Here is a 23555-nt window from a genome sequence, read left to right on the forward strand (position 1 = left end):
AGGTTTTTATCCTTGAACTCCTTTTTGTTAAGCAATATGGATGTGATATGTTTTCAACCATTCATTTACTTGTAGCATATACTCCATGGCACTTCTTGCCTCAAAATTGTTAATCTCTTTATTACTTTGATCAGCAATTGAAAGTAAGATGGAATGGTTAATAAGTGAGAAAATAGGATTGTTTTTATTGTTACACATATCAAGTGTTAAATTACGGATTGTTTGTAAGTAGAGTGGATCTTGTGAAGTTGGATAAGCGCTTTTTCTTCTATTGCGTACATCGTCAGGTAAAGCTGGTTGTAGTGCTCTACGTAAAATGCCTTTTTCAATATTATCAATACTTTTTATGTTGAAAGGAACATTCCATAAATATTCAACTAATCTATAATCACAAAACGGTACACGAACTTCAAATCCAACAGCCATACTCATGCGATCTTTACGGTCAAGTAAGAAAGGAAGGAATCGTGTTAAAAATAAATAAAACATTTGACGTTGTTTCGCGGATTTTTTACTTTCGCCTTCAAGAGTAGGTACTTCAAGTATCGCCTCTTGGAATCGTGTATCAATATAGTCTTCTAGATTACATTGGTTACTTACTTCATTTAGTAGAAGAGGAGATGTATTTTTCCAATTTTTTAGCCAAGGAAACTTATCTACATATAGTAGTTCTTCTTGATGAAACCAAGGATATCCACCGAATACTTCATCAGCCGATTCGCCGGATAAAGCTACGGTCGCATCTTTTTTCATTTCGCAAAATAGTAAATATAGTGAAGTTTCCATTTCACCAGCACTTGGTAAATCTTTTGCATGAAGGGGAACGAATAATTGATTTGCTAATTCTTCAGCATTCACAATAATATCATGATGCGCTGTCCCGACATGTTCAGAAACGCGTTTTACCCAAGGTGCGTCTAAACCAGTGCGAGCAAATGTCAGTTCGAAATCTTTTGCGCTATTTACAAAGTCAACAGAATACGTATGAAGTGTTTTATTTTCAGCAGCAAATTCTTTACCCGCAAGTGCAGTAATACCGCTAGAGTCTAATCCGCCTGATAACATACAAACGAGAGGAACATCGGCAATTAATTGTCTTTTTACTGTATCTTGTAAAATAGATAAAATATGCGAAGATGTATCTTCTATAGAGTCTGTATGGAACTTACTTTCTAAATTCCAATACTTCGTAACTCCTTTTTTATGACGTGTAAATGTTATAGAATGTCCAGCACGTACTTCTTGAATATGTTTAAAGACGCCACATCCTGGAGTGCGAAATAAGCCTAATCCAAATATTTCATTTATTCCATCCGCATCAATTTCAGCAGGGACAGATGGATGCGCTAATAATGCTTTAATTTCAGAGCCGAAAATAATACTGCCATTTCTTTCTGTAAAAAAGAGTGGTTTTACACCTAAATGATCTCGTGCTAAAAACAATTGTTGCTTCTGATCATCCCATAAGGCAAAAGCGAAAATTCCGTTTAAATGTCGTACGCAGTCTTCTTTCCATTCTAAATAAGCATGTAGTAATACTTCTGTATCTGAATGGGTTTCAAATGCATGCCCACATTTTTGAAGCTGCTCTCTAAGTTCACGGAAATTATAAATTTCTCCATTATAAGTAAGAGCATACGTATAATCACCAGCACGAAATGTTTTTGGCTGCGTTCCTCCTTTAGGATCTATTACGATTAATCGGCGGTGTGCAAAAGCTGCGCGAGGTGAAAACCAAAATCCTTCAGCATCTGGACCACGATGCTCAATACTATTTGCCATCTTTTTTAAAATAACATGTTGATTTGAAAGGTCTTCCTTCCAATCTACCCAACCTGTAATTCCACACATACACATCTCATCTCCTAAATTAAAATAGTAGATTAACGAAATAAAATGTACACTAAGTTAAAAAGTGACTATATAAATAGTGTACTACATGAATTAAATTACAGACTTGAGAAAATTTTCTTTGAACGCATAGTTATGTGAGACAATGGCTAAGGGAAAGTATGCCATTACATACAAAAAATAAAAAGATGAGAGAAAAAATTTTCTCAGACGTTATATAGGGTGTAAAAGCTTTTACAAAACAATAAGGGGAATCGCTACATGAAATCAAATGAGAAAAATTTTATAAAAAGATTACAGCGGCAAAAAGAAGACGCGTTAGAATTTGTTGTCGATACATACTTACCACTCATAAAGGGGATCACGCATAAAGTTCTACTTCCAATTCAAAATGATGGACTCATAGAGGAATGTATAAACGATATATTTCTTTCCATTTGGAATAACGCAAATAAATTTCATGGAGAGCCGAGTGATTTTAAAAAGTGGATTGCAGCGATTGCAAAGTTTAAAGCAATTGATTATTACCGGAAATCGACTAAAACAGTAGAAATCATTTCAGATGAGTTTCATATTAGTACAGAAAAATCAGCAGAAGACGAATTAATCGTTATGGAAGATAGGGAAGAATTATTGAAGCTCATTAATCAATTAGAACCGCTAGATCAAAAGGTGTTCATTATGAAATATTTACTTGGTATGAAGACAGAGGAAATAGGTGACAAGTTAGGATTAACTCGGGCAGCAATTGATAATCGAGTGTACCGTGGGAAAAAGAAACTACAACAAAATGCTACGAATATTAGTTTTGGAGGTAGTGCGATATGAAAGACATTTATGAACTGTTAAATGATATTGATATAGATGAAAAAGAACTAGAAGAAATTGAGGCTTCTGAAATTGAAAAGGAAAAAGTAAAACGAAATGTAAAACAATCGATACGTACGAAGAAAAAGATGAAAAGTTGGAAAAAAGGTGTCGCTGCTGCATCTATTTTAGTAGGATTATCAGTTGCAACACTCGGTATCGGATTTCCTACATATGCGGGGGGATTGCCAATTGTCGGTGACATATTCCGATTTTTAGATAATGGTAGAACAGGGTTATATGAAAATTATAAAGAATTTTCGACTGAGTTGAATATGACGAGAGAGAGTAATGGAGTTAAGGTTACCATTAATGATGCTGTGTTTGATGGTAGAACAATTACAATCACATATTCTATTGAAAGCGAAAAAGATTTAGGAGAGAAACCGTTCCCATTTGGAAGTCCGCAAGTTAGGGGCTTTAATGGCGGAGGAGGTAGTTCGAACGTTACAAAAGTTGGAGAGAAAAAGTACGTAGGTATGACTACGATGAGTGGTAATAGTAGTAAAAGGTTAGATGTTGCAAACGTTTGGTGGAATATGGAAGAGATTGAGTTGGATTATAAAGGTAATTCAATTAAGGGGAATTGGAACTTCGCACTTAGTTTAAAAGCAATGGAGAGTAAAGAAGTAAAGGTTAATAGGGTTTCTGAAAATGAATTAATAAAAGTAAATATAGACAAAATGGAAGTAACTCCGATGTCATTTATCGTTTTTTTCAATCAGGAAGAATCTAAAGTATTAAGAAGTATATGGGATAGCGCTGATGTGGAATTAGAAATAAAAGATGATTTAGGAAATAAATATGCTGGTGAAGGAAATGGCGGAACTAGTACAGTAGCAGAACCGCACAAAAGTAGTTGGAGTTCTACATTCCAAAAGTTAAACGAAAATGCAACAAAGCTTATCGTTACACCTCGCGTGCACTTGCGAGTACATACACCTGAAAATCATGGTGGAGTAGAGTATGTGAATGGGAAAGAGAAGAAAATAGAAGTGCCGAAAAAAGAAGCGAAGAGTAAAGATATTGTGTTAGATGATATTGTCATTGATTTAAAGAAATAAAAGAGAGACTGCCTAAAACCATTTAGGCAGTCTTTTTTTCGTTAAGAACTAGTAACGAGCAATGCATGCGGATGCTGCGTTTTGTATTCATCTTTCCACGGAATATTTAGTTGTTCCCACGATTCGCCGCTATCATTGGATTGAAAGACGCCATTGTTATTTAACGTGTAAAACGTATGTGGTTCAGCCTTGTTTGTCGCAAACATCGAAATGACTGTACCGATTGCAGATGGTAGTCCTTGTTGTACTTGCTGGAACGGAGTATCTTTCGTTTTTCGATAAATATAAGATTCATAAGGGATACGGTGATGAGCCAGATCAGCACTCGGTGCAGCTGAAACGAGAATCGTATTGCAATCAGCTGGATCAATTGCCATGCTGTATAAATAATGATGTTCAAGTCCTTCACTACATGAGATCCAGCTGTTTCCATTGTTATAACTTTCAAGATAAGCACGATCAGGTCCGCCCATAAATCCGTCACCACATGATGCATAAAGACGATTTGGTGCTTCAGGGTGCATAAGTAATTGATGAGCATCGATAGGAGCACCGAATTTTTTATCAATCCATGTATGCCCTTTATCATTACTTTGAATAACAGCACCAGCTTCGATTGAAACGTGTATTGTATTAGGGTTGTTTGGATCAACTGTAATCCAGCGTACGTGATGGGTAAAAGGTCTAGGCGGGAAAGCCCACGTATAAGAAGATAATAATGATTTCATATTTTTAAGTTCAGTCCACGTTTCACCACCATTTTCAGAGCGAAATAAAGCGCTCGGTTCTGTGCCGACATAAACGACCCCATATCCGTTCACTTGTTCATTTGAGCTTATTGTTATGGAAGTGATAGAGGAGTGTAAAATACCATCTTCTTTAGGGAAATCAAAGTAACGATAAGAATCTCCAATTGGTCTCCATGAATCCCCGCTATCGTCACTTAACCATAGACCTCGTCCAAATGTTCCGCAATATACACGGTTTGGGTGGAACGGATCAACAGCGATACAGGTAGGTTGCATATTTTGTAAGTGGTAAGTCGTTTCATAGTTATCATATTGTTCTTTCACTACAACAAGTTCACGTTCCATACAGAGAAATAAACGTTTCATTTAAGTAACCTCCTTAAAATTCTTTCATTAGTAAACAATATGAAAATAAAAAAGAAGTAGTCTTGTTTTATTTGAGAAAAAGGGATTGTCTAAAAAATAGCGAAGTGTGTATACAGAGGAAGCGGGCGTTTACAATCAGTCGATTCGGGATAAAGATGGGGAGTTTGTTTCATACTAACATACAGATATTGTACTTAAAGGAGTATAAGTATGGGACATTCGCATGATCATGGTCATTCAAAAAATAAAAAGGCGTTACTAATTGCCTTCCTACTAACAACAAGTTTTATGATTGCAGAAGTTATTGGTGGATTTGTAACAAATAGCTTAGCACTACTATCTGACGCGGGGCATATGCTAAGTGATGCAGTATCTTTAGCTTTAAGTTTACTTGCGTTTAAGCTCGGAGAAAAAACAGCAACAACTGTGAAAACATATGGATATAAGCGAGTCGAAATGTTAGCAGCATTATGTAACGGTGTCGTTCTTATTGTCATTTCGGTATACATTTTTATTGAAGCAATCCGTCGTTTTAAAGAACCAGTTGAGATTGCTAGTAATGGGATGCTCATTATTGCAGTCCTTGGTCTGCTTATTAATATTTTATCAGCTTGGATATTAATGAGAGGCGGAGATGTGAAAGGTAATTTGAATTTAAGAAGTGCTTTCCTGCACGTACTAGGCGATCTATTGGGTTCCGTCGGAGCGATCATTGCTGCGTTACTTATTAAATTTTTCGGATGGACTGCTGCAGATGCGATTGCTAGTATTCTTGTGTCTATTTTAGTCATTATTAGTGGATGGCGTGTAACACGTGATACGGTTCATATATTAATGGAAGGTGCACCACAGCACATAAATGTTGAAGAGGTAAAAAGTACGTTATTAAATATTCCGATTGTCAAAGAAGTTCATGATTTGCACATATGGTCTGTCACATCAGATTTTCAAGTATTAACATGTCATCTTATTATTAAAGGGAATGAAACGCAAAGTATATTAAAAGAGGCTACGTATGTATTAAAGGAGAAATTTCATGTAGAACATGTCACCATTCAAGTAGAAATAGATGGTGAATTTAATCATGATGAGACAACTTGCAAAGTATGAAAGAAAAAGGATAAGAAAAAGTGTCATAACATTTTTCGCACGGCATACATATATATAATGTGGCCACAAATACTTTGCAAGGTAAATATTTCATGAAATTACTTTACTTATAAAGAGTCATCTTTTATAATCAAAAGTGGTAATTGATAAAGATTATCATTTTCAACGATCGTAGAAAGGAGTTTTTTAAAAGATGAGTAGTCAACTCCGTTTTGCTGTTGAAAATCGTAAGAGGCATTTAATTGATGAGTTAATTGGAGCAGGTGTGTTTAAGATTCGCGACCGACAATTATACGAGCTGTCTTTAGAGGAATTGGAAAAAGAGTACGAAGATATGGAAGATTATGCGAATATCCAGGCATAGCTATATAGATTAGTAAAAGGAGAGCTGGTTACGATTTTGTGTAACCAGCTCTCTTTTTATTTCGTAGAAATTATTTTTTGTATTTCTTTCATGGGACGGAGCCAGTTTTGGGTCATTATTTGTTCCATTTGTTTTTCGTCCTGCTTCTGTAATGCTTGAATGATAGAGTGATGTTCTTCAATAGATTGACTTGCCGGAACAAAGTTTTGGAAAAACAAATATTCAAGACGTAAAACGTGAAGTTGCATATTTTCTAGAAAGGGTTCAATATATTGGTTTTTAGCAATAGAAGAAATTGTATTGTGGAATTGTATATCTAATTCTAAAGCTTGTTTTGCGTTTTTTTTCTCTATAGAGTGCTGAAAATGATCATTTATTTCAGAAAGTAGTTGAATATCAGCGTCTGTAATGTTTTGAAGAGCTTGCTTTCCTATAATAGAGTGAAGACCAGCCATCGTTTCATAAATGATAGATACGTCGTCTAACTTAATAGGAGCAATTTTCGTTTTTTGCCCTGGTACCATTTCCACTAATCCAGAAAGCTCTAATATTTGAAGTGCTTCTCTTACAGGTGTTCTGCTTACTCCTAGTGCCTCAGCCAATTCCCCATCATTAATTTTTTCATTGGGCTTCAGTACACCTTCAATAATCCAATTTTGTAGTTGATTTAAAACGAGTGATTTTGCTGAAATTCTTCCTGGTTTTTTATAATTTTGAGGGACAGGCATAGTGAATTCAATCCTTTCATTGTATATTTTCCTTTTTTGCATGAACAAGCTTTAATTTTTGTTTCCCTTCATCCGGTTTTTGGCTTAAGATGAGCACCATTACAATGACACAAAAAGCGCCTAATAACTGAAAAGATTGAAATGGCACGTGCAATATAAGTACAGAAGAAATAATAGCTGCGAGTGGTTCTGTGCAACCAAATAATGTTGTTTCTTTCGGAGTCAGGTATCGTATGCTGTCTAAGTATAAATAAAAGGCAATAAGTGTCCCGAAAATGACGACAAATGTGATGAGCGGTAGGGTACTTAGTTTTACATATTTCATAGTTGATAATAAAATGAATTCGTTTGTAGAAATAAAGTGTACAATCGTTACACCAATACCCCCAATAATCATGCCCCATCCAACGATAACGGAGGAAGACCATTTTTCTAACAATTCCTTTGAATATAAACTATAAAAAGCGAGAGATAATCCAGATAAAACACCCCAAATAATAGCTGGTGTAGAAACAGCCAAGTTATGAACAGACCCGTTTGTTAGTAAGAGAAAAGTACCTACTAATGAAAGGGTAATTGAAATGAAATCAATTTTTGATGGACGAACGTTCCATTTGAAAAGTAAGTATACAGTGATGAATATAGGAGCTAAATATTGTAATAATGTTGCCACGGCAGCATTTCCTTCTTTAATTGAAGAGAAATACGTATACTGTACAGCAAGCATACCGAATAGACCAAACAAAATCATTTTAATAGCATTAGATTTTTGTTTCCAAATGCCAAATATCTCTTTTTTTCTCGTTCCGAATGAGGAAATAATGAGCAAAATAATTCCAGATATAAGTAAACGGATCGTAACTAACCATTCGGTTGAAACATTGTCATATTGAAAAAGTTGTTGTGCAGCTGTACCAGACAAGCCCCATAAACAAGCACCGATTATGACCATTATAATTCCTTTTAATCGATTTGAATCCATATGATCTAAAATTCTCCTTTCTAAAAATATAAATTGAATACAATATGCAATATATCACAGAATGACTCGTTAATAAACTGAAATTTCTAATTTTTTATGTATAGTAAAATATTGTAGAGGAGGGGGAGTATATGTTAGCTGGATTTTTAGTTTGTTTATTTGTTGGGTTACTTATCATTTTTTTAGTGTATCAAATACATGTGAAAAAGAGGTTGTTTTTGTTAGCAGGATATCAAGAAGAAACGTTTGTTGGAGATAAAAATAAATTAGCGAAGCTTTCAGGAGCATTTTCTTATATAGTCGGAGTTGCTACTATAATATTATCGCTTAGCTTAGAAAAAATAGGTGATGTAGTTAGTATCATATATGCTATATTAATTGTTTTAGGTACAGTTGTATTTATAATTAAAGCAAACCTATTAAATAAGAGTGCTATAAAATAAAAAGGCTTCATTCTACTGAAGCCTTTTATTAATTATTATGAAGTATAAGTAAAAGCCGGAATAGGATCAATAAATGTATTCCACTTTTGTCCCATTTCCTTTTCTGTTAATAGACAATCATCTAATGATTGTTCAATCACAGAACGATTCATATCAATACCGATAAATACGAGCTCAGTTATTCGATCTCCATATCGCTCGTCCCAGTTTTTTAATACTTCTGGTTCTTCTGCAATCATTTGATTTCTTTCAGTTTCAGGTAATGCGGCTATCCATTCACCGGCTCCTTGAATTGTAATAGAGGAACCTGCTTGAGATAGAAGCCCTATCATATTATTACGAGATGCGAGCCAGAAGAATCCTTTCGCTCTTACAACATCTAAAGGCCATTTTTCTAGCCAATTCATAAGGCGCTCGGGATGGAAAGGATATTTGCGACGGTAAACAAAGGAATTGATACTGTATTCTTCCGTTTCCGGTGTATGATGTTCACTATTTAATTCTTGTATCCAGCCGGCCGATTGACTAGCTTCTTCATAATTAAATAGATTTGTGTTTAAAATTTCTTGTAATGGTACTTTGCTAAACGAAGATTCAAGAATTTTTGCATTAGGATTTAATTTTTTTAGTAAATGATGAAGCTCTATCACATCTTCTTTTTCTAGTAAATCTATCTTATTAAGAATAATTACGTTTGCAAACTCAATTTGATCTATTAATAAATCAATAACTTCCCGGGTATCATTTTCATCGATTGCTTGTTTTCGGTCTAATAAACTTTCTCCGTCTGCAAAATCATCCCAAAATCTATTTGCATCTACAACTGTAACCATCGTATCGAGGCGGCAATTTTTCGTTAAATCAATGTTAAGAACTTCGTCTGTATAAGTAAACGTTTGAGCAACTGGAATAGGCTCACTTATACCAGAAGATTCAATAATAATATAGTCAATATCACCATTTTCAACAAGACGATTCACTTCTATCATTAAATCTTCTCGTAGTGTACAACAAATACAGCCATTTTGAATTTCTACTAGTTTTTCCTCCGTACGTGAAAAACCACCCTTTTTTATAAGAGATGCATCAATGTTTACTTCGCCCATATCATTAACGATGACAGCTACTTTTAAGTTATTCTTATTAGTCAAAATGTGATGTAGTAAGGTAGTTTTTCCAGATCCTAAAAAACCACTTAATACAGTGATAGGTACTTTTTTCATGAAATGATCTCTCCTTTAAATCGTAATGATTACGCTTTATGTTAAACGATGGGAAAAGAAAAAGCAAGAATAAATCATAATGATTACGATTTAAGAATAGAAATAGACTATAAAATTTGTGCTGTAGTATGAAGCATTTGGACAAGCACATGTTTACATATAAATAAAATGGAGGCGAGAAGCTTGGTCTTTAATAGAGTTTCAAAAGAATTAGTAGGCATAGCTCTTATCGCTATGTTTCTCTTTTTATTATTTTTTGTAGATTTTACAAGTCTAGCAAATTTGCACAAAAATATGCCACAGGAATGGTTAAATGTGAATACAGTATTTTTAAGTATCATTTTTGAAGCAATACCCTTTATTTTATTAGGGGTAATTGTTTCTTCATGTATTCAAGTGTTTGTGACGGAAGATATGATTCAAAAAGTAATGCCGAAATCTCCGATTGTTGCAATGATTCCGGCAGTATTTGTGGGAGTTCTTTTTCCAATGTGTGAATGTGTCATTATACCAATTGTAAGAAGGCTCATTCAAAAGGGGTTACCACTTCATGTAGGCATTGTTATTTTACTGAGTGCACCCATTATGAATCCAGTTGTTCTTTTATCTACTGTATATGCGTTTCCAAAAAATGATTACGTAGTATATGCACGCTTTGGGATAACAATTTTAGTTGCTCTATTCATAGGTCTAATTGTGTATTATTGCTATCGCGAAAGAAATGTTTTAAAAGACGTAGAGGTTTCAGTTCAAACAAGCAATAAAAAGAGTTGGAAAGATGTTATGAATCATATTGTAGATGAGTTTTTTGATACTGGTAAGTATTTATTGATTGGTGCTTTTTTAGCAAGTGTATTTCAAACGTTTTTTGATCGGAATGTACTGGATGCAGTAGCACATAACGAAGTAATTGCCCCCTTTATTATGATGGGATTTGGTTATGTTTTATCAATTTGCTCTGCAGCCGATGCTTTTATAGCGGCATCTTTTGGACATGTTTTCTCGGTAAAGGCACTTCTCGCATTTCTTGTATTTGGGCCTATGCTTGATATGAAAAATACGTTAATGCTATTTGCATATTTTCAAAAGAGATTTGTATTCTTTTTGATAGGAATTGTCATTGCATCTGTGTATACCATCCTGCAAATCATAATGTTATAGGAGGTGAGAAAGAATGGAGAAAGAGGAGCAGAAGGCGTATCATCGCTATATACGTGGCATTATTTTAATTGGTTTAGCAATGCTCTTATTTAAACTACTTGTAACAGGTAATATTTATAATTTTATCGCTCCAAAAATGATCAAATTTACGTATATAGCTTTTGTAGTAATTTTAATTTTTGGTACTGTACAAGTTTGGGGAGATGGAAGAGAGAAACAGCATGATTGTAATTGTTGTAAACATCATACAACATCAAAATCAGGGATAAAAAGTTTCTTTGTATATGTTTTATTTGTCGTTCCGATAGTTAGTGCTTTTCTCTTTGGAAGTGTAACAATTGATGGAAGTTTAGCAGGAAAAAGGGGTATGAATCAAAGTGTACAGTCGAGAAGTCTGGAAAGGAATGAAAAAGAGGGGGAACAGGTTAATTTTGATGGGCGAGAAGTATCCGTTGATCCAGAAGAAACATCAAATTTATCAACGACTTATAAAACGGAAGAGCAAGTAGTAAAAAGTATGTTAGGACAGCGTAAACTACAAGTAAAGGATAAGGACTATGTTCAAACAATGAATGTAATTGGTCAAAATGTTAATTGGTTTAAAGGGAAAGAAATTACATTCTTAGGGTTTATATATAAGGATAAAGATGTGACGGGTAATAAAACAGTAGTGGCTCGATATGGCATAACTTGTTGTATTGCGGATGCATCAGTCTGGGGGATGATTGTTACCGGGCAAAATGTTGAAAAAATTCCAGAAGAAACATGGGTGGAAATAACAGGATTATTAGGTGGAACGACATATAAAGGAACAGTCTTTCCACTTGTAAAAGTAAACAAAATCAAGAAAATTAATAAGCCAACTGACCCATATGTATATGATGCTTTACCTCAATAGAAAAGAATAAATTCTTCATATTTTCATGAAATAGAATCATAATCATGGCGATAAAAAAATAAAGATAAGAGTAATTTGGTTTGTTAAAAATATGTGCAGAAGGAGTTATGCGATGAACTGGGTTACTCATAAACCATCATTTGAATTTGAAACATTTAGTCCTATTATTCGGTCACAATCTGCGTGGAGTGGACATTTAGATTTTGCATATGACTTAGTACGATTTGAAAAACCAGAAACTTTAGTTGAGTTAGGTACACATCTAGGTGCTTCTTTCTTCAGTTTTTGTCAAGGAGTAAAAGATGGAGGGTTATCGACTAAATGCTTTGCAGTAGATACTTGGGCTGGAGATGGGCATACAGGTCCATATGGAGAAGGGGTTTTTCAAATAGTAGAAAAAGTAGTGAGCGATAACTACCTTAATATAGGAAATTTAATTCGATCTACTTTTGATGATGCTGTAGAGCGGTTTCAAGATGAAACGATAAATCTTTTGCATATTGATGGCTATCATACGTATGAAGCTGTTTCTCACGATTATAATACATGGCTACCGAAAGTCGCGAAAAACGGTATTGTATTATTTCATGATATTGAAGTTAGAAGTGGTGATTTCGGCGTATATAAGTTTTGGGATGAGGTAAAAGCGAAGTATCCTCATTTTCAATTTGCGCATTCATATGGACTGGGAGTGTTATTTCCGAAGGGTTGTAGTGATAAGTTTGAAGAAATACTTAAAAATAAAGAAGAAATACAAAATATGTATAAATAAAGGTAGGGCATGCATCATTTTTATGATGTGTGCCCTATTTTTTATGTAGAAAATAATGGTGTGAATTAAAAAGTTAAGATAGTTGTAAAAAGTTTTGTTGCAGCAAATATTAAAAAAGTTAGTATGGGATTGTTCCTTGTAAATAAAATAAAGCTTTAATACGTTCATATCAATCCGGGATTTTATAGTAGTTAATTTCTTAACTAGGTACTTTGCACTTACTAAATTTTGATACAAGGGTCTTATTGACCGAAAATATCGGGATAAATAAAAATACAACATTTTTTATATTTTTCATTGCGAAAAACGTAATCTACTTTTACAATAGAAAGGGTTGTGAATATATTATACTGGAAAAATAAATCGAAATAATATGAAAATTTTGTTTTGTCTTCGCTAATTGTATATTACATACATGTAAGACGACATACGTCATGTTATCGACTTGTAAGGAGAGAAAAAAATGAAAAGTGTAAGATTACCATCGATGCTAGAAATCATAGTTCTTTTATTACTATTTCTTGCTGTTGTCTTTTCCTTCCAAACGATTTTTGATCTCCCAATTCAATTAGCGCTATTTATTTCATGGTTTTTAGTAATTGCGCTTGGATTAAGATTAGGATTTCGTTATCAAGAATTGCAAGATGCAATTACGAAAGGGATTTCTAACGGATTAGAAGCAATACTGATTTTAGTTGCAGTAGGTGCTTTAATTGGAACATGGATTGCTGGTGGGGTAGTACCAACATTAATCTATTATGGATTAGAATTTATTCACCCTAGCATATTCCTATTAGCAACATTAATTATTTGTTCTATAACTTCTATCGCAACAGGAACATCTTGGGGAACAGTGGGAACAGCAGGTATTGCTATGATGGCGATTGGTGAAGGACTTGGTTTACCACTTCCGCTTGTTGCTGGTGCAGTTCTTTCAGGAGCTTATTTCGGCGACAAATTATCACCACTTTCTGATAGCACAGTTCTTGCAGCTTCTATGGCGAAAGTAGATGTTATTGCTCACGTTCGAGCTATGCTCGTATTAGATGTTCCGGCTTATATTATTACTAGTATTATGTTTACTGTAGCTGGTTGGATGTATGGCGGCGATAATGTAGATTTGAATCGAGTAGAATTTTTAAAAGAAGCTTTATTAAAGCAATTTGATATTAAAATATGGATGCTTATTCCAGCGGTCATTGTTATCGTTCTATTAGCGATGAAGAAACCGTCTATGCCAACAATTGCAATGGGAGCTTTAATTGGTGCAATTTGGGCAACTCTTTTCCAAGGGATGAACTTTGGAGAGGCGATTGGAACAGCTTATAACGGATTCTCAATTCAATCTGGTGTTGAGTTTGTTGACAAGTTATTAAACCGTGGTGGAATTAACGGCATGCTTGGCTCAGTAGCCGTTATTATTTTCGGTTTAGGATTTGGTGGATTACTTGAAAAACTAGGTGTTTTAAAAGTAATCGTATCAAAATTTGAGAAGAAATTAAATTCTGCAGGTAATGTAACATTGTCTACATTAATCGTGGCATTCTTAGCTAATATATTTGGTTGTGCGATGTATGTATCACTAATTTTAACACCAAAAATTATGGAAGATAGCTATGATAAATTAAAAATAGACCGTCGTGTATTAGCACGTAACTCAGAAGTAGGTGGAACGTTAACTTCAGGTATGGTTCCATGGTCTGATAATGGTATTTTTATGGCTGGTATTTTAGGTGTAGCAACGTTCTCATACGTTCCGTTTATGTGGTTAAGCTTCGTATCGTTAATTTTAGCAGTTATTTACGGATATACAGGCAAATTCATCTGGTATGTAGATGATGCAGATAAAGGAAAGCAAGCATCATAAAATAAAAATCACCTTCTACAATATGTAGAAGGTGATTTTTTTATTTTTTAATAGCATTTTCTGAAGTTATTTCATTCTCATATTTAGCAATTTTTTGTTGTATCTTTTTTAAGTTTTTTTCAGTGTCTTGAATGAGCTGTAAGACATTGGTCTCCTGTTGTTTCATTAATTCTAACCTTTGAAGGATGGTAGATTCTCCTTCCATAGACCAGTCGATAAATTGTTTTATTTTTTGAATTGGCATACCAGTGTTTTTTAAACACAAAATCATCTCTAAATATTTCAGTGCTTCTTCATCAAAAACTCGATCTCCTTTTTCGTTTCTTTGCAGAAAAGGAAACAGTCCTTGTTTATCGTAATAACGTATTTGAGAAATAGTTAAGTGTTGCATTTTGGCGACTTGCCCAATTGTATAATACATATCATTCATCCTTTTATTACCAAGGTATAATGCCATCTTTGTTAAATATTTTACCATTATAGTTTGTTTCACTTAATGCATATTTAATAATAATTTTAGCACTTTCAGTGGTTGTATGGCCACCGGGGGAATTTCCATTAAGATCCGTAGTTGTAAAACCAGGAGTTACTCCAAATACTTCTGGACCGTTAGTGGCAAATTCTTTACTAAAAGCTAATGTTAAAGCATTAATAGCTGTTTTGGAAGAATTATATCCTAGTGTATTAATTGGATGTGTTTCACCATTAGCAAACATTGTTAGTGAGGCCATGTCAGTTGTTACATTTATGATTTTACTGTTGCTTGATTTCTTTAATAATGGTAAAAAGGCTTGCATCATTTGGAAAGTTCCAAAAAAGTTAACTTCAAATCCTTGGCGTAAAGTTTCAATATTTAATTCACTAGGTAGCGTATTGAAGTCTAGCGCTATGCCTGCGTTATTAATTAATAAATGTAAGTGGTCAGTCGTTTCGTAAATTTTCTTTGTTGCTTCTTGAATGGATTGTGAATTTGAAATATCTACTTGAATATAGGAAACGTTTGAAACATTTAAAGATTCTACGGCTTGTTGTCCAAGTTGTTCATTACGAGCACCTAAAAATACGTGGTAATCTTTTTCTGCTAATTGACGAACAAGTTCATATCCAATTCCTTTATTCGCACCTGTTATAAAAGCATATTTTTTCATATTGAATTCCTCCAGTAGTGTTATAGTAGGTTACAATGGAAAGGATACAGCCTAAACTTAAGTTTAGGTCAAGAGGAATTTTTTAAAATAAATATAGAATATCTATATATAAGAGTGAGAATTCTTATCATTTAAGAGAAAGTCTGTTATTATAAGAGATGTAGGTATTATATTTTCAAGGGGATGAAAACATGGAGTACAGAATTGAAAGAGATACATTAGGAGAAATAAAAGTTCCAGCTGATAAATTATGGGCAGCACAAACACAACGTAGTAAAGAAAACTTTCCAATTGGAACAGAGCAAATGCCGCTTGAAATTGTAAAAGCATTTGCAATTTTAAAGAAGAGTGCAGCGCTTAGCAATCAAAAATTAGGAAAGCTATCAGAAGAAAAAGCAGAAGCAATTGTAGAAGCTGCGGATGAAGTGATTGCAGGGAAATGGAATGAACATTTTCCGCTTGTCGTATGGCAAACAGGTAGTGGTACACAGTCAAACATGAATGTGAATGAAGTAATTGCAAATCGTGGGAATCAAATTTTGAAAGAGAAGGGATCTGACGTACATATTCATCCGAATGATGATGTGAACATGTCACAAAGTTCAAATGATACATTTCCAACGGCGCTTCATGTAGCTTGTGTAATCGCAGTAGAAAATCACGTATTACCAGCAATTACGAAATTAAAAGAAACTTTAGCAGAAAAAGTAACTGCATTTGAACATATTATAAAAATTGGTCGTACACATTTACAAGATGCAACGCCGTTAACTTTAGGGCAAGAAATTAGCGGATGGCACCGTATGCTTGAAAAAACAGAGCGTATGATTGCAGAGAGCAATACATATATGAAAGAGTTAGCAATTGGTGGAACTGCGGTTGGAACAGGTATTAATGCTCATCCTAAATTTGGTGAGATGGTATCAGAGGAAATTAGTCAATTTACAGGTAAACAATTTGTTTCTGCACCAAATAAGTTCCATGCATTAACGAGCCATGATGAAGTTGTATATACTCACGGTGCATTAAAAGCATTAGCTGCGGATCTAATGAAGATTGCTAACGATGTACGTTGGCTTGCAAGTGGTCCACGTAGTGGTCTTGGAGAAATTATTATTCCAGCAAATGAACCGGGAAGCTCTATTATGCCAGGTAAAGTAAATCCAACGCAAAGTGAAGCGTTAACGATGGTTGTAGCGCAAGTAATGGGGAATGATGCAACAATCGGATTTGCTGCGAGCCAAGGTAACTTTGAGTTAAATGTATTTAAACCTGTTATTGCTTATAACTTCTTACAATCAGCTCACTTATTAGCGGATGCAATTGTTTCGTTTAATGACAATTGTGCAGTTGGTATTGAAGCAGATGAAGAAGTAATTAATGAAAATGTGAATCGTTCACTAATGCTTGTAACAGCGCTAAACCCACATATCGGATATGAAAATGCAGCGAAAATTGCGAAGCATGCTCATAAAGAAGGATTAACTTTAAAAGAAGCAGCGTTGCAATCTGGACTACTAACAGAAGAGCAATTTAATGAAATTGTAGATCCAAAGAAAATGATTGCTCCAAAAGAGTAATAGAAAAAGCCAAGATTCTTAGTATAGAATCTTGGCTTTTTTGATGTTCATTTTTAAGTTTCATCTACTTGCAATAATGCAAGCTTCAAAATATATTATTTGTTAGCAGGCGTATTCATTACTTTCATCTGTGGGCAGTTCTCTTTTAAGAGTGAAATGAATTTTTCTTCTTCTTGTGGTACGAAAGTGGTCACTGAGTCAAATAAATTATAATTAATTTCTAATTGTTGCCTAGTCCATTTTTTTGAACGAAGTTTTTTGCCAGAGTACTTAATATGGCGAATGTCTTTAAATGGGATTTCAGTACGAAGTATGAAACCGTGTTTTACAACAAGAGATGATTCCGTTACGTTGTAGTGAGAGAAATAGAATGAAGAAAGGTTCACGATATTTAATAGCATCATGAGAGTGAAAAAAATAGAATTTTCATTTTGGAAGAATAACGAAACGAAAAAAATAATTATAAATAATGTAATGAAAATGACGTGGAATGGATTTTTTTTCGCTTTAAACTTCAAGTTAGTCACCTCGGTATACTTGTTCTTTAACTAAATTAAATCATAACATTGTGATAAAACGTGTGAATATGCAGAATTGCATATTCACACGTTTTATTATTCATGTAAAATTTCTTGATGGGATAAATTCAAAAGAAGTTTTGTAATAGTGGAGTGGCATGAAGTGACTTACAAGAATAGAAAGATAGCGTTAGTCATAATTAGTTGTATGATGATTATGAGTAGTTGTGCTAATAAATTTGTTGAAGATAGAAATCGAAAGCATACATTTGTACAAGCAAGTAAGGTTTTAGTAGAGACTGTAAATAGAATATATAAAAAGTAAAGGATGTTTTCTTATACGAAAACATCTTTTTTGTAGTTAAAATTGAATACTGAAGTTTTGGAATGAGTGAATACCAGTTCCATATTCACTAATCGCATATGTATTCTGTGCAATTTGTTTAACGGTAAACTAAGGGTCTTGAAGAATATTTATGTTCTATTTCACATCCTATAAAATGAATTTGTATAAACATATTCGCTTTTCGTTGTATTAAACCCTATTGTTAGATGTTTTTATAAAAGTTTATAAAATGGGTAAACGAAACATTGAAATGTTTGTTTGCGTTGTGATAAGATAGTGAAGTGGTAATAAACGTTATGCTGATTTGTTTGGTTTTAAATAAACATTTTAAAGGAGTGTTTAGTATGAGTGATATTTCAGAGAAGTTTTGGGATGCGTCAATAGAGGAATTAAAGAAAGGGTATGTGTTTGATGAAGAAAAAGAGGAGTACATTTGCTTAGCTTGTGGTGAAACATTTATTAAAGGTGTTATTTATCAAGATAACCAAATTTTGTATGAAGCAGAGAAGTTCGTCCAATTGCATATTCAAAATGAGCATACGTCTATGTTTGATTATTTGTTAAATATGGATAAGAAATTTACTGGTTTAACGGATTTACAAAAGAAAATGGTTCAGTTTTTCCATATGGGACTGAATGATAAAGAAATTGTAAAAGAGATGGATGGCGGAAGTACATCAACAATTCGTAATCATCGATTTACACTGCGAGAGAAAATGAAGCAATCAAAAGTATTTTTAGCGCTAATGGAATTATCAGAAGAAAAATCAAAAGTACAAACGAAATTTGTGCCAATTCATAGAACAGCAACGATGGTGGATGATCGATACAATATTACGGAAGAAGAAAATGATGAAGTATTAAAAGCTCATTTTACAGAAGGATTAGATGGACCTCTCTCTAAATTTCCGAAGAAACAAAAGCGTAAATTAATTATATTGCGCCATTTAGTGAAGAAGTTTGATAGTAATAAAAAGTATACTGAAAAAGAAGTAAATACAGTGATAGAAAATGTATACCCTGATTTTGTAACATTAAGAAGATATTTAATCGAATATGGATTTTTAGATCGAACAGCCGATGGAAGTCAATATTGGGTGAAGTTATAATCATACGAAAAGAAAATGAATAGAAGCACAGTATTATAACAACTATACAAAGAGATAGAGATTGAAAATAGATGTTTAATAAAAGGAGAAATGAAATTTGAAACCACCTGCAGATAACAATAAAGAAGGTGCGGAGTCACATAAGTTGGAAAGTGAGAGTAAACCGATTTGGAAATCGATGTCGATGTTTTTAGTACCGTTATTATTAAGTAATGTACTACAATCAGTTGGACAATTATTTGGTATGGTAGTAGTAGGAAGATGGCTTGGAGTTAATGATTTAGCGGCTATATCAGCATTCTTCCCATTATTTTTCTTGCTCGTTTCATTTGTAATTGGTATCGGTTCAGGAAGCTCTATTTTAATTGGTCAGGCGTTTGGTGCTAAAAACGAAGATCGTTTAAAAGCTATCGTTGGTACGACGTTGACGTTTACCTTTATTATTGGAGTTGTGTTGGCGATAATAGGCAGTATTTTTGCGATGGATATTATGCGTCTAATGGGAACGCCAGAAAATATTATTGAAATAAGTGTACATTATGCACGGATTTTATTTATATCGATGCCAGTATTATTTTTATATTTCGCATATACAACATTTATGAGAGGTACAGGAGATTCTAAAACGCCATTTTACTTTTTAATTGTAAGTACAGCGCTAAATATGATTTTATTACCAGTTCTTATTTTTGGATGGTTAGGAGCTCCGAAATTAGATGTGTATGGAGCGGCCTATGCATCTGTTATATCTACAGTTATTACGTTTATTGTCATGCTTGTGTATTTAAAGAAGAAAAATCACCCATTACAACTAGATGGCACGGTTAGAAAATACCTTCGAATGGATGGGGAGTTATTAAAGCTATTGCTAAGGCTCGGTATACCAGCAAGTATAAATATGATATTAGTATCATTATCTGAGATTGCCGTAATCGCATTTGTAAATCGTTACGGTTCGGATGCAACAGCTGCTTACGGCGTTGTGAATCAAGTTGCAAGTTATGTACAAATGCCAGCAGTTAGCCTTGGTATTACAGTTTCCATTTTTGCGGCACAATCGATTGGTGCGAATCAATTTGATCGATTGCAGAAAGTTGTGAAGGCTGGAATTATTATGAACTACGTCATCGGTGGTGTGTTAATATCTCTTATTTACTTATTCTCAAGAGACATCTTATCACTATTTTTAACGAGTCAAACTACAATTGAAATTGCTCATAGCTTAGTTATGATTACGTTATGGAGTTATTTAATTTTCGGTCATGCACAAATTATTAGTGCGACAATGCGAGCGAGCGGTACAGTACTTTGGCCAACTGTTATTGGAGTTGTTTCAATTTGGCTTGTAGAAGTACCCGTAGCATATTATCTTTCTTACCATACAAGTCTTGGAATAGAAGGCATCTGGATCGGGTATCCAGCAGCATTTATTGTCAGCTTAATATTACAGTATGCATATTATAAGCTTTCATGGCAAAAGAAACGAATTACACGATTAGTTAGTTAAATAGAAAAAATGTCCCTAAGTTATTAGACTTAGGGACATTTTTTCGTAAGTGCAGGTTTACAAATAGCTTTTTAAAGTGATATCAAAATGTTGTCTAATGAGTGTTTTATCACTCATATAAAACTCCCACGCTTTTTCCGGTTCACCGATAATCTCAAAGGATTCTTCTGTAATATATAAAGCGCAATTATCCTCGAGTGCAATTCCTTCTATATTCCCTTGATGATTTTGTAAAAAGGAATGGAAGGCGTTCATTCTGTTTAATTGATTATAATGTGGACAAAATCTTTTATTAACAATCCCCCATCCGTTACTTTCTATATAACCAGAACCTTCATAATCTGATCGGATACTAGACGTGAACCAACACATAGCACCAGCGCTATAACCAGCAATAAGTGTTCCTTGTTGCAGAGCCAATAATAATTTTTCATCGAGTCTATGTTCTTTCCATTGCGTAAGCATGTGAATATAGTTCCCGCCACCTAGATAAATTAAATCGGCTGAATGAATCATCTCGTCTATTTCATACTTAGAAGGTGAATCTGTTGTAGTACGTAAAATTTGTACTTCACAATGTAATTGTTTTTCAAACGTGTCTAAAAATAATTTTATATAGCTTTCATCATCATGACTAGCCGTTGGAATAAACAATATTTTTGGGTACTGTTTATTTGTTAATTCTATAAGGCGTTCATTAATAGGCAAGTGATTTGAATCTTGTAAATCACCGCCACCAATGACAGCTAATTTCATAGTAAAGCACCACCTAATCATTTTTGTTATATAAAAATTCGATAGAAGAGAGTTACATTCCTTCCGTAATGTAATCAATAATTAGAAAATATAGCTTAAGTATATCGGAATAGTAAAGAAACTACTGACTATATATACCAATGCATTAGAAACCATTCATTGATATATAATATTTCATACTAATGTTTCAAAATATGGAAAAAATATGTTTAAATAGATATAATGACGCATTCATTCATATTGAATTTATACTTATATTTTAAAAAGGTATCGGAAATAATAGCGATTTTCTAAAACAGTTTTTACTTTTAATAGGAAGTTGTATTACAATATGGTAAAATTATTTCAATATATTTATTTAATATGAAATACAAAGAAGGAGCGTGAAAAAAGTGGATTTTCGATTTGAATTTACAACGAAGCTGAAAGAATACTTAGACGATGAGAAGGATGAAAAAATAATAAAAGATGGACATAGAGATGTAATTTTTCACTATTTATATGCGTTAGAGACTGAAATTGGCGTTGTTAAAAATCCTAATTTTACTTTTTTTGCATCAGGAAGACGTTCACATATAGTGTTAGAAAACGTTGAATTTAAAACAGAAGTGAATGTGAAAAGTAATATAATCGAAATTGTAAAAATAGTGGATAATGTAGTTATTCCGTTAGATACTATCGTAGCGAAAGATCGGGAATTATTTGCCCTTGGGCGTAATGAGAAGTTTAGTGTACAAATATTAGAGCAGTACCTTTTTGATACATTTGGAGAAAAATTAGGTTTAAAATGAATGGAATAGCCTATGTATTTATAGGTAGTTAATTTTCGTATATATCATTTACGTTTGACCTTTCATTTAATTTATACTACAATTCGTAGTGTGAAGGGAGTTGCACAATGTTTACTCAAAACTATAAGTTAAATGAGCACGGGTTAAATCATTTCTTTGGACCGCTTGAAGCAAAAATTATGGAGATTGTTTGGTCTAGCGATGGTATTACGATTAAAGAAGTGCAGCAGAAATTAAGTGAAGAATCACCTGTGAATTTTAACACTGTTATGACAGTTATGAACAGGTTAGTAGAGAAATTACACTTAGAAAAACAGACTGTGAAAAGAAGTGGCATATATCGTGCTGTACAAACGAAAGAAGAATTCTTATCCAATCAAACGAAGAAAATGACACAGGAATTGATGGGGGAATTTGGAGATTTAGTTGTAAATCATATGTTAGATGAGTTAGAGCAGGCTGATCCGACTTTAATAAAAAAGTTAGAAGACAAATTGAGTCAGTTAAAAAAAGAGGATTAATGAAATGAAATGGCAAATGCGTAAAATCGTATTGTTAGCAGTAATTGTTAGTACCCTCTTTTTCAGCTTGTTACTGTATTACGTTACATATCCATTTCTGTTTCAAAATAAGATGTTCCTTCTTTCAAAATTTTGCTTGTTCCAGTTAGAAAAACATATGAAAGAATTATCGCTGATTCGTATAATAATCGCTGGATTATTATTACTTACTGTATTAATCGTGTGCAAAAGAATTTGGCGACAATTTTTCTATAGTAAAAAATTACAAAAAGTACTTATCCCTTTCATCCGAAAAGGAAAACAAATATATATATTGCCGACTACGGAAGTTGCGGCATTTACAATTGGGCTATTTCGTCCGAAAGTTGTCATGTCAGAAGGGATGCTTCAAACATTTTCAGATGAAGAAATGGATGCAATTATTTTCCATGAAGAATATCATCAAAAGAATTGGGATCCGCTAAAATTATTTTGTTTTACGCTATTAGCAGAAGGAATGATGTACATACCAATATTAAAAGGGTTGTTACAGCGATATCATACGTATCAGGAACTAGCTGCTGATAAATATGCGATGCAAAAAATGGAATCCTCACTTGAGTTAGGTAGCGCGTTATTAAAATTAATTAAAATAAAGACAATGGAAAATCGATGTGTTACAGCTTTATTTGCAAAAACAGCAATAAATTTACGAATCGAGCAAGTGTTAAATGAAAAGGTTGTTAAGCTTACTATTCCGTTACATACGAATTCGGTATATGTAACAGTAGGTTTATTCTGTATGTCGGTTGTACTTATTGTCGGAGAGTGCATATAGCCTCTTTTTTTTAGAAT

At 33.6% G+C, this 23555-nt stretch carries 25 protein-coding genes; 16 read left to right on the plus strand and 9 right to left on the minus strand.

What is annotated here, in order from left to right; translation table 11 throughout:
- Positions 1 to 27 precede the first annotated feature (27 nt).
- Positions 28 to 1851, minus strand: coding sequence for an asparagine synthase (glutamine-hydrolyzing) (asnB, locus tag ATL10_RS02915; protein WP_110496399.1), 1824 nt, complete (start codon positions 1849 to 1851; stop codon positions 28 to 30).
- Between the two features lie 261 nt (positions 1852 to 2112).
- Here asnB and ATL10_RS02920 point away from each other — a divergent pair, with 261 nt between their 5' ends.
- The gene (locus ATL10_RS02920) at positions 2113 to 2679 is read left to right on the plus strand and encodes a sigma-70 family RNA polymerase sigma factor (protein WP_000840007.1); all 567 of its coding nucleotides are present in this window, start codon (positions 2113 to 2115) and stop codon (positions 2677 to 2679) included.
- Positions 2676 to 3782: a DUF4179 domain-containing protein gene (locus tag ATL10_RS02925; RefSeq protein ID WP_097821573.1), complete on the plus strand. Its 1107-nt coding sequence runs from the start codon at positions 2676 to 2678 to the stop codon at positions 3780 to 3782. Before ATL10_RS02920 ends, ATL10_RS02925 begins: the two co-directional genes overlap by 4 nt.
- A 41-nt stretch (positions 3783 to 3823) precedes the next feature.
- On the opposite strand, the gene ATL10_RS02930 is transcribed toward ATL10_RS02925, so the two are convergent.
- Complete coding sequence (locus tag ATL10_RS02930) at positions 3824 to 4897, minus strand: WD40/YVTN/BNR-like repeat-containing protein (RefSeq protein ID WP_000825318.1); 1074 nt, start codon at positions 4895 to 4897, stop codon at positions 3824 to 3826.
- A 210-nt stretch (positions 4898 to 5107) separates the two neighbouring features.
- Here ATL10_RS02930 and ATL10_RS02935 point away from each other — a divergent pair, with 210 nt between their 5' ends.
- Together ATL10_RS02935 and fbpA are read left to right on the plus strand one after the other, a co-directional pair.
- Positions 5108 to 6007, plus strand: coding sequence for a cation diffusion facilitator family transporter (locus tag ATL10_RS02935; RefSeq protein WP_090976037.1), 900 nt, complete (start codon positions 5108 to 5110; stop codon positions 6005 to 6007).
- Between the two features lie 193 nt (positions 6008 to 6200).
- On the plus strand, positions 6201 to 6371 hold the full coding sequence (gene fbpA, locus ATL10_RS02940; protein ID WP_000098302.1) for a Fur-regulated basic protein FbpA: 171 nt from the start codon (positions 6201 to 6203) through the stop codon (positions 6369 to 6371).
- Between the two features lie 56 nt (positions 6372 to 6427).
- Here fbpA and ATL10_RS02945 read toward each other — a convergent pair whose 3' ends face one another.
- Positions 6428 to 7099: a GntR family transcriptional regulator gene (locus ATL10_RS02945; protein ID WP_002023787.1), complete on the minus strand. Its 672-nt coding sequence runs from the start codon at positions 7097 to 7099 to the stop codon at positions 6428 to 6430.
- Between the two features lie 16 nt (positions 7100 to 7115).
- Positions 7116 to 8081 carry a DMT family transporter gene (locus ATL10_RS02950; RefSeq protein ID WP_065228593.1) on the minus strand — a complete coding sequence of 322 codons (966 nt, stop codon included), beginning with the start codon at positions 8079 to 8081 and terminating at the stop codon, positions 7116 to 7118.
- Between the two features lie 131 nt (positions 8082 to 8212).
- Between ATL10_RS02950 and ATL10_RS02955 the strand changes: the two genes are divergently transcribed.
- The gene (locus ATL10_RS02955) at positions 8213 to 8524 is read left to right on the plus strand and encodes a DUF3784 domain-containing protein (protein ID WP_110496401.1); all 312 of its coding nucleotides are present in this window, start codon (positions 8213 to 8215) and stop codon (positions 8522 to 8524) included.
- A 35-nt stretch (positions 8525 to 8559) separates the two neighbouring features.
- Here the strand turns inward: ATL10_RS02955 and ATL10_RS02960 are convergent, their stop codons facing one another.
- A complete protein-coding gene (locus ATL10_RS02960) occupies positions 8560 to 9747 on the minus strand; it encodes a GTP-binding protein (RefSeq protein WP_075717962.1) in 1188 nt (395 codons plus the stop codon).
- Between the two features lie 168 nt (positions 9748 to 9915).
- Between ATL10_RS02960 and ATL10_RS02970 the strand changes: the two genes are divergently transcribed.
- The 4 genes from ATL10_RS02970 (at position 9916) to nhaC (ending at position 14445) form a co-directional block, all read left to right on the plus strand.
- Positions 9916 to 10908 (plus strand): permease, encoded by a 993-nt coding sequence (locus ATL10_RS02970; protein WP_175495679.1) that lies wholly within the window; start codon positions 9916 to 9918, stop codon positions 10906 to 10908.
- Between the two features lie 13 nt (positions 10909 to 10921).
- Positions 10922 to 11806, plus strand: coding sequence for a TIGR03943 family putative permease subunit (locus ATL10_RS02975; protein ID WP_097821574.1), 885 nt, complete (start codon positions 10922 to 10924; stop codon positions 11804 to 11806).
- Between the two features lie 112 nt (positions 11807 to 11918).
- On the plus strand, positions 11919 to 12578 hold the full coding sequence (locus ATL10_RS02980; protein ID WP_089148932.1) for a class I SAM-dependent methyltransferase: 660 nt from the start codon (positions 11919 to 11921) through the stop codon (positions 12576 to 12578).
- Between the two features lie 463 nt (positions 12579 to 13041).
- Positions 13042 to 14445 (plus strand): Na+/H+ antiporter NhaC, encoded by a 1404-nt coding sequence (gene nhaC / locus ATL10_RS02985; RefSeq protein WP_000843986.1) that lies wholly within the window; start codon positions 13042 to 13044, stop codon positions 14443 to 14445.
- A 40-nt stretch (positions 14446 to 14485) separates the two neighbouring features.
- On the opposite strand, the gene ATL10_RS02990 is transcribed toward nhaC, so the two are convergent.
- Positions 14486 to 14866: a MerR family transcriptional regulator gene (locus ATL10_RS02990; RefSeq protein ID WP_002153132.1), complete on the minus strand. Its 381-nt coding sequence runs from the start codon at positions 14864 to 14866 to the stop codon at positions 14486 to 14488.
- 16 nt (positions 14867 to 14882) lie between these two features.
- A complete protein-coding gene (locus ATL10_RS02995) occupies positions 14883 to 15593 on the minus strand; it encodes an SDR family NAD(P)-dependent oxidoreductase (RefSeq protein WP_000759552.1) in 711 nt (236 codons plus the stop codon).
- A gap of 191 nt (positions 15594 to 15784) precedes the next feature.
- On the opposite strand from ATL10_RS02995, the gene fumC reads away from it, so the two are divergent.
- Complete coding sequence (gene fumC, locus ATL10_RS03000) at positions 15785 to 17173, plus strand: class II fumarate hydratase (protein WP_053564799.1); 1389 nt, start codon at positions 15785 to 15787, stop codon at positions 17171 to 17173.
- Between the two features lie 95 nt (positions 17174 to 17268).
- Here the strand turns inward: fumC and ATL10_RS03005 are convergent, their stop codons facing one another.
- Positions 17269 to 17691: a PH domain-containing protein gene (locus ATL10_RS03005; RefSeq protein ID WP_000669072.1), complete on the minus strand. Its 423-nt coding sequence runs from the start codon at positions 17689 to 17691 to the stop codon at positions 17269 to 17271.
- Between the two features lie 163 nt (positions 17692 to 17854).
- On the opposite strand from ATL10_RS03005, the gene ATL10_RS31080 reads away from it, so the two are divergent.
- The 3 genes from ATL10_RS31080 to ATL10_RS03020 all read left to right on the plus strand — a co-directional run bounded on the left by ATL10_RS31080 (position 17855) and on the right by ATL10_RS03020 (position 20653).
- Positions 17855 to 18016: a hypothetical protein gene (locus ATL10_RS31080; protein WP_000221432.1), complete on the plus strand. Its 162-nt coding sequence runs from the start codon at positions 17855 to 17857 to the stop codon at positions 18014 to 18016.
- A gap of 365 nt (positions 18017 to 18381) precedes the next feature.
- A complete protein-coding gene (locus ATL10_RS03015; RefSeq protein WP_110496403.1) occupies positions 18382 to 19146 on the plus strand; it encodes a DUF2087 domain-containing protein in 765 nt (254 codons plus the stop codon).
- A gap of 97 nt (positions 19147 to 19243) precedes the next feature.
- Positions 19244 to 20653 carry an MATE family efflux transporter gene (locus ATL10_RS03020; RefSeq protein WP_000804127.1) on the plus strand — a complete coding sequence of 470 codons (1410 nt, stop codon included), beginning with the start codon at positions 19244 to 19246 and terminating at the stop codon, positions 20651 to 20653.
- 57 nt (positions 20654 to 20710) lie between these two features.
- Here the strand turns inward: ATL10_RS03020 and ATL10_RS03025 are convergent, their stop codons facing one another.
- Positions 20711 to 21409 carry a peptidase E gene (locus ATL10_RS03025; RefSeq protein ID WP_000762116.1) on the minus strand — a complete coding sequence of 233 codons (699 nt, stop codon included), beginning with the start codon at positions 21407 to 21409 and terminating at the stop codon, positions 20711 to 20713.
- Positions 21410 to 21801: 392 nt separating this feature from the next.
- On the opposite strand from ATL10_RS03025, the gene ATL10_RS03030 reads away from it, so the two are divergent.
- The 3 genes from ATL10_RS03030 to ATL10_RS03040 all read left to right on the plus strand — a co-directional run bounded on the left by ATL10_RS03030 (position 21802) and on the right by ATL10_RS03040 (position 23538).
- Positions 21802 to 22200, plus strand: coding sequence for a DUF3942 family protein (locus ATL10_RS03030; protein WP_000347529.1), 399 nt, complete (start codon positions 21802 to 21804; stop codon positions 22198 to 22200).
- Between the two features lie 107 nt (positions 22201 to 22307).
- Complete coding sequence (locus ATL10_RS03035; protein ID WP_000495052.1) at positions 22308 to 22721, plus strand: BlaI/MecI/CopY family transcriptional regulator; 414 nt, start codon at positions 22308 to 22310, stop codon at positions 22719 to 22721.
- A gap of 4 nt (positions 22722 to 22725) precedes the next feature.
- A complete protein-coding gene (locus ATL10_RS03040; protein ID WP_065228601.1) occupies positions 22726 to 23538 on the plus strand; it encodes a M56 family metallopeptidase in 813 nt (270 codons plus the stop codon).
- Positions 23539 to 23555: the final 17 nt, after the last annotated feature.

The organism is Bacillus sp. 196mf, assembly GCF_003217275.1.
GTDB classification, from domain to species: domain Bacteria; phylum Bacillota; class Bacilli; order Bacillales; family Bacillaceae_G; genus Bacillus_A; species Bacillus_A thuringiensis_S.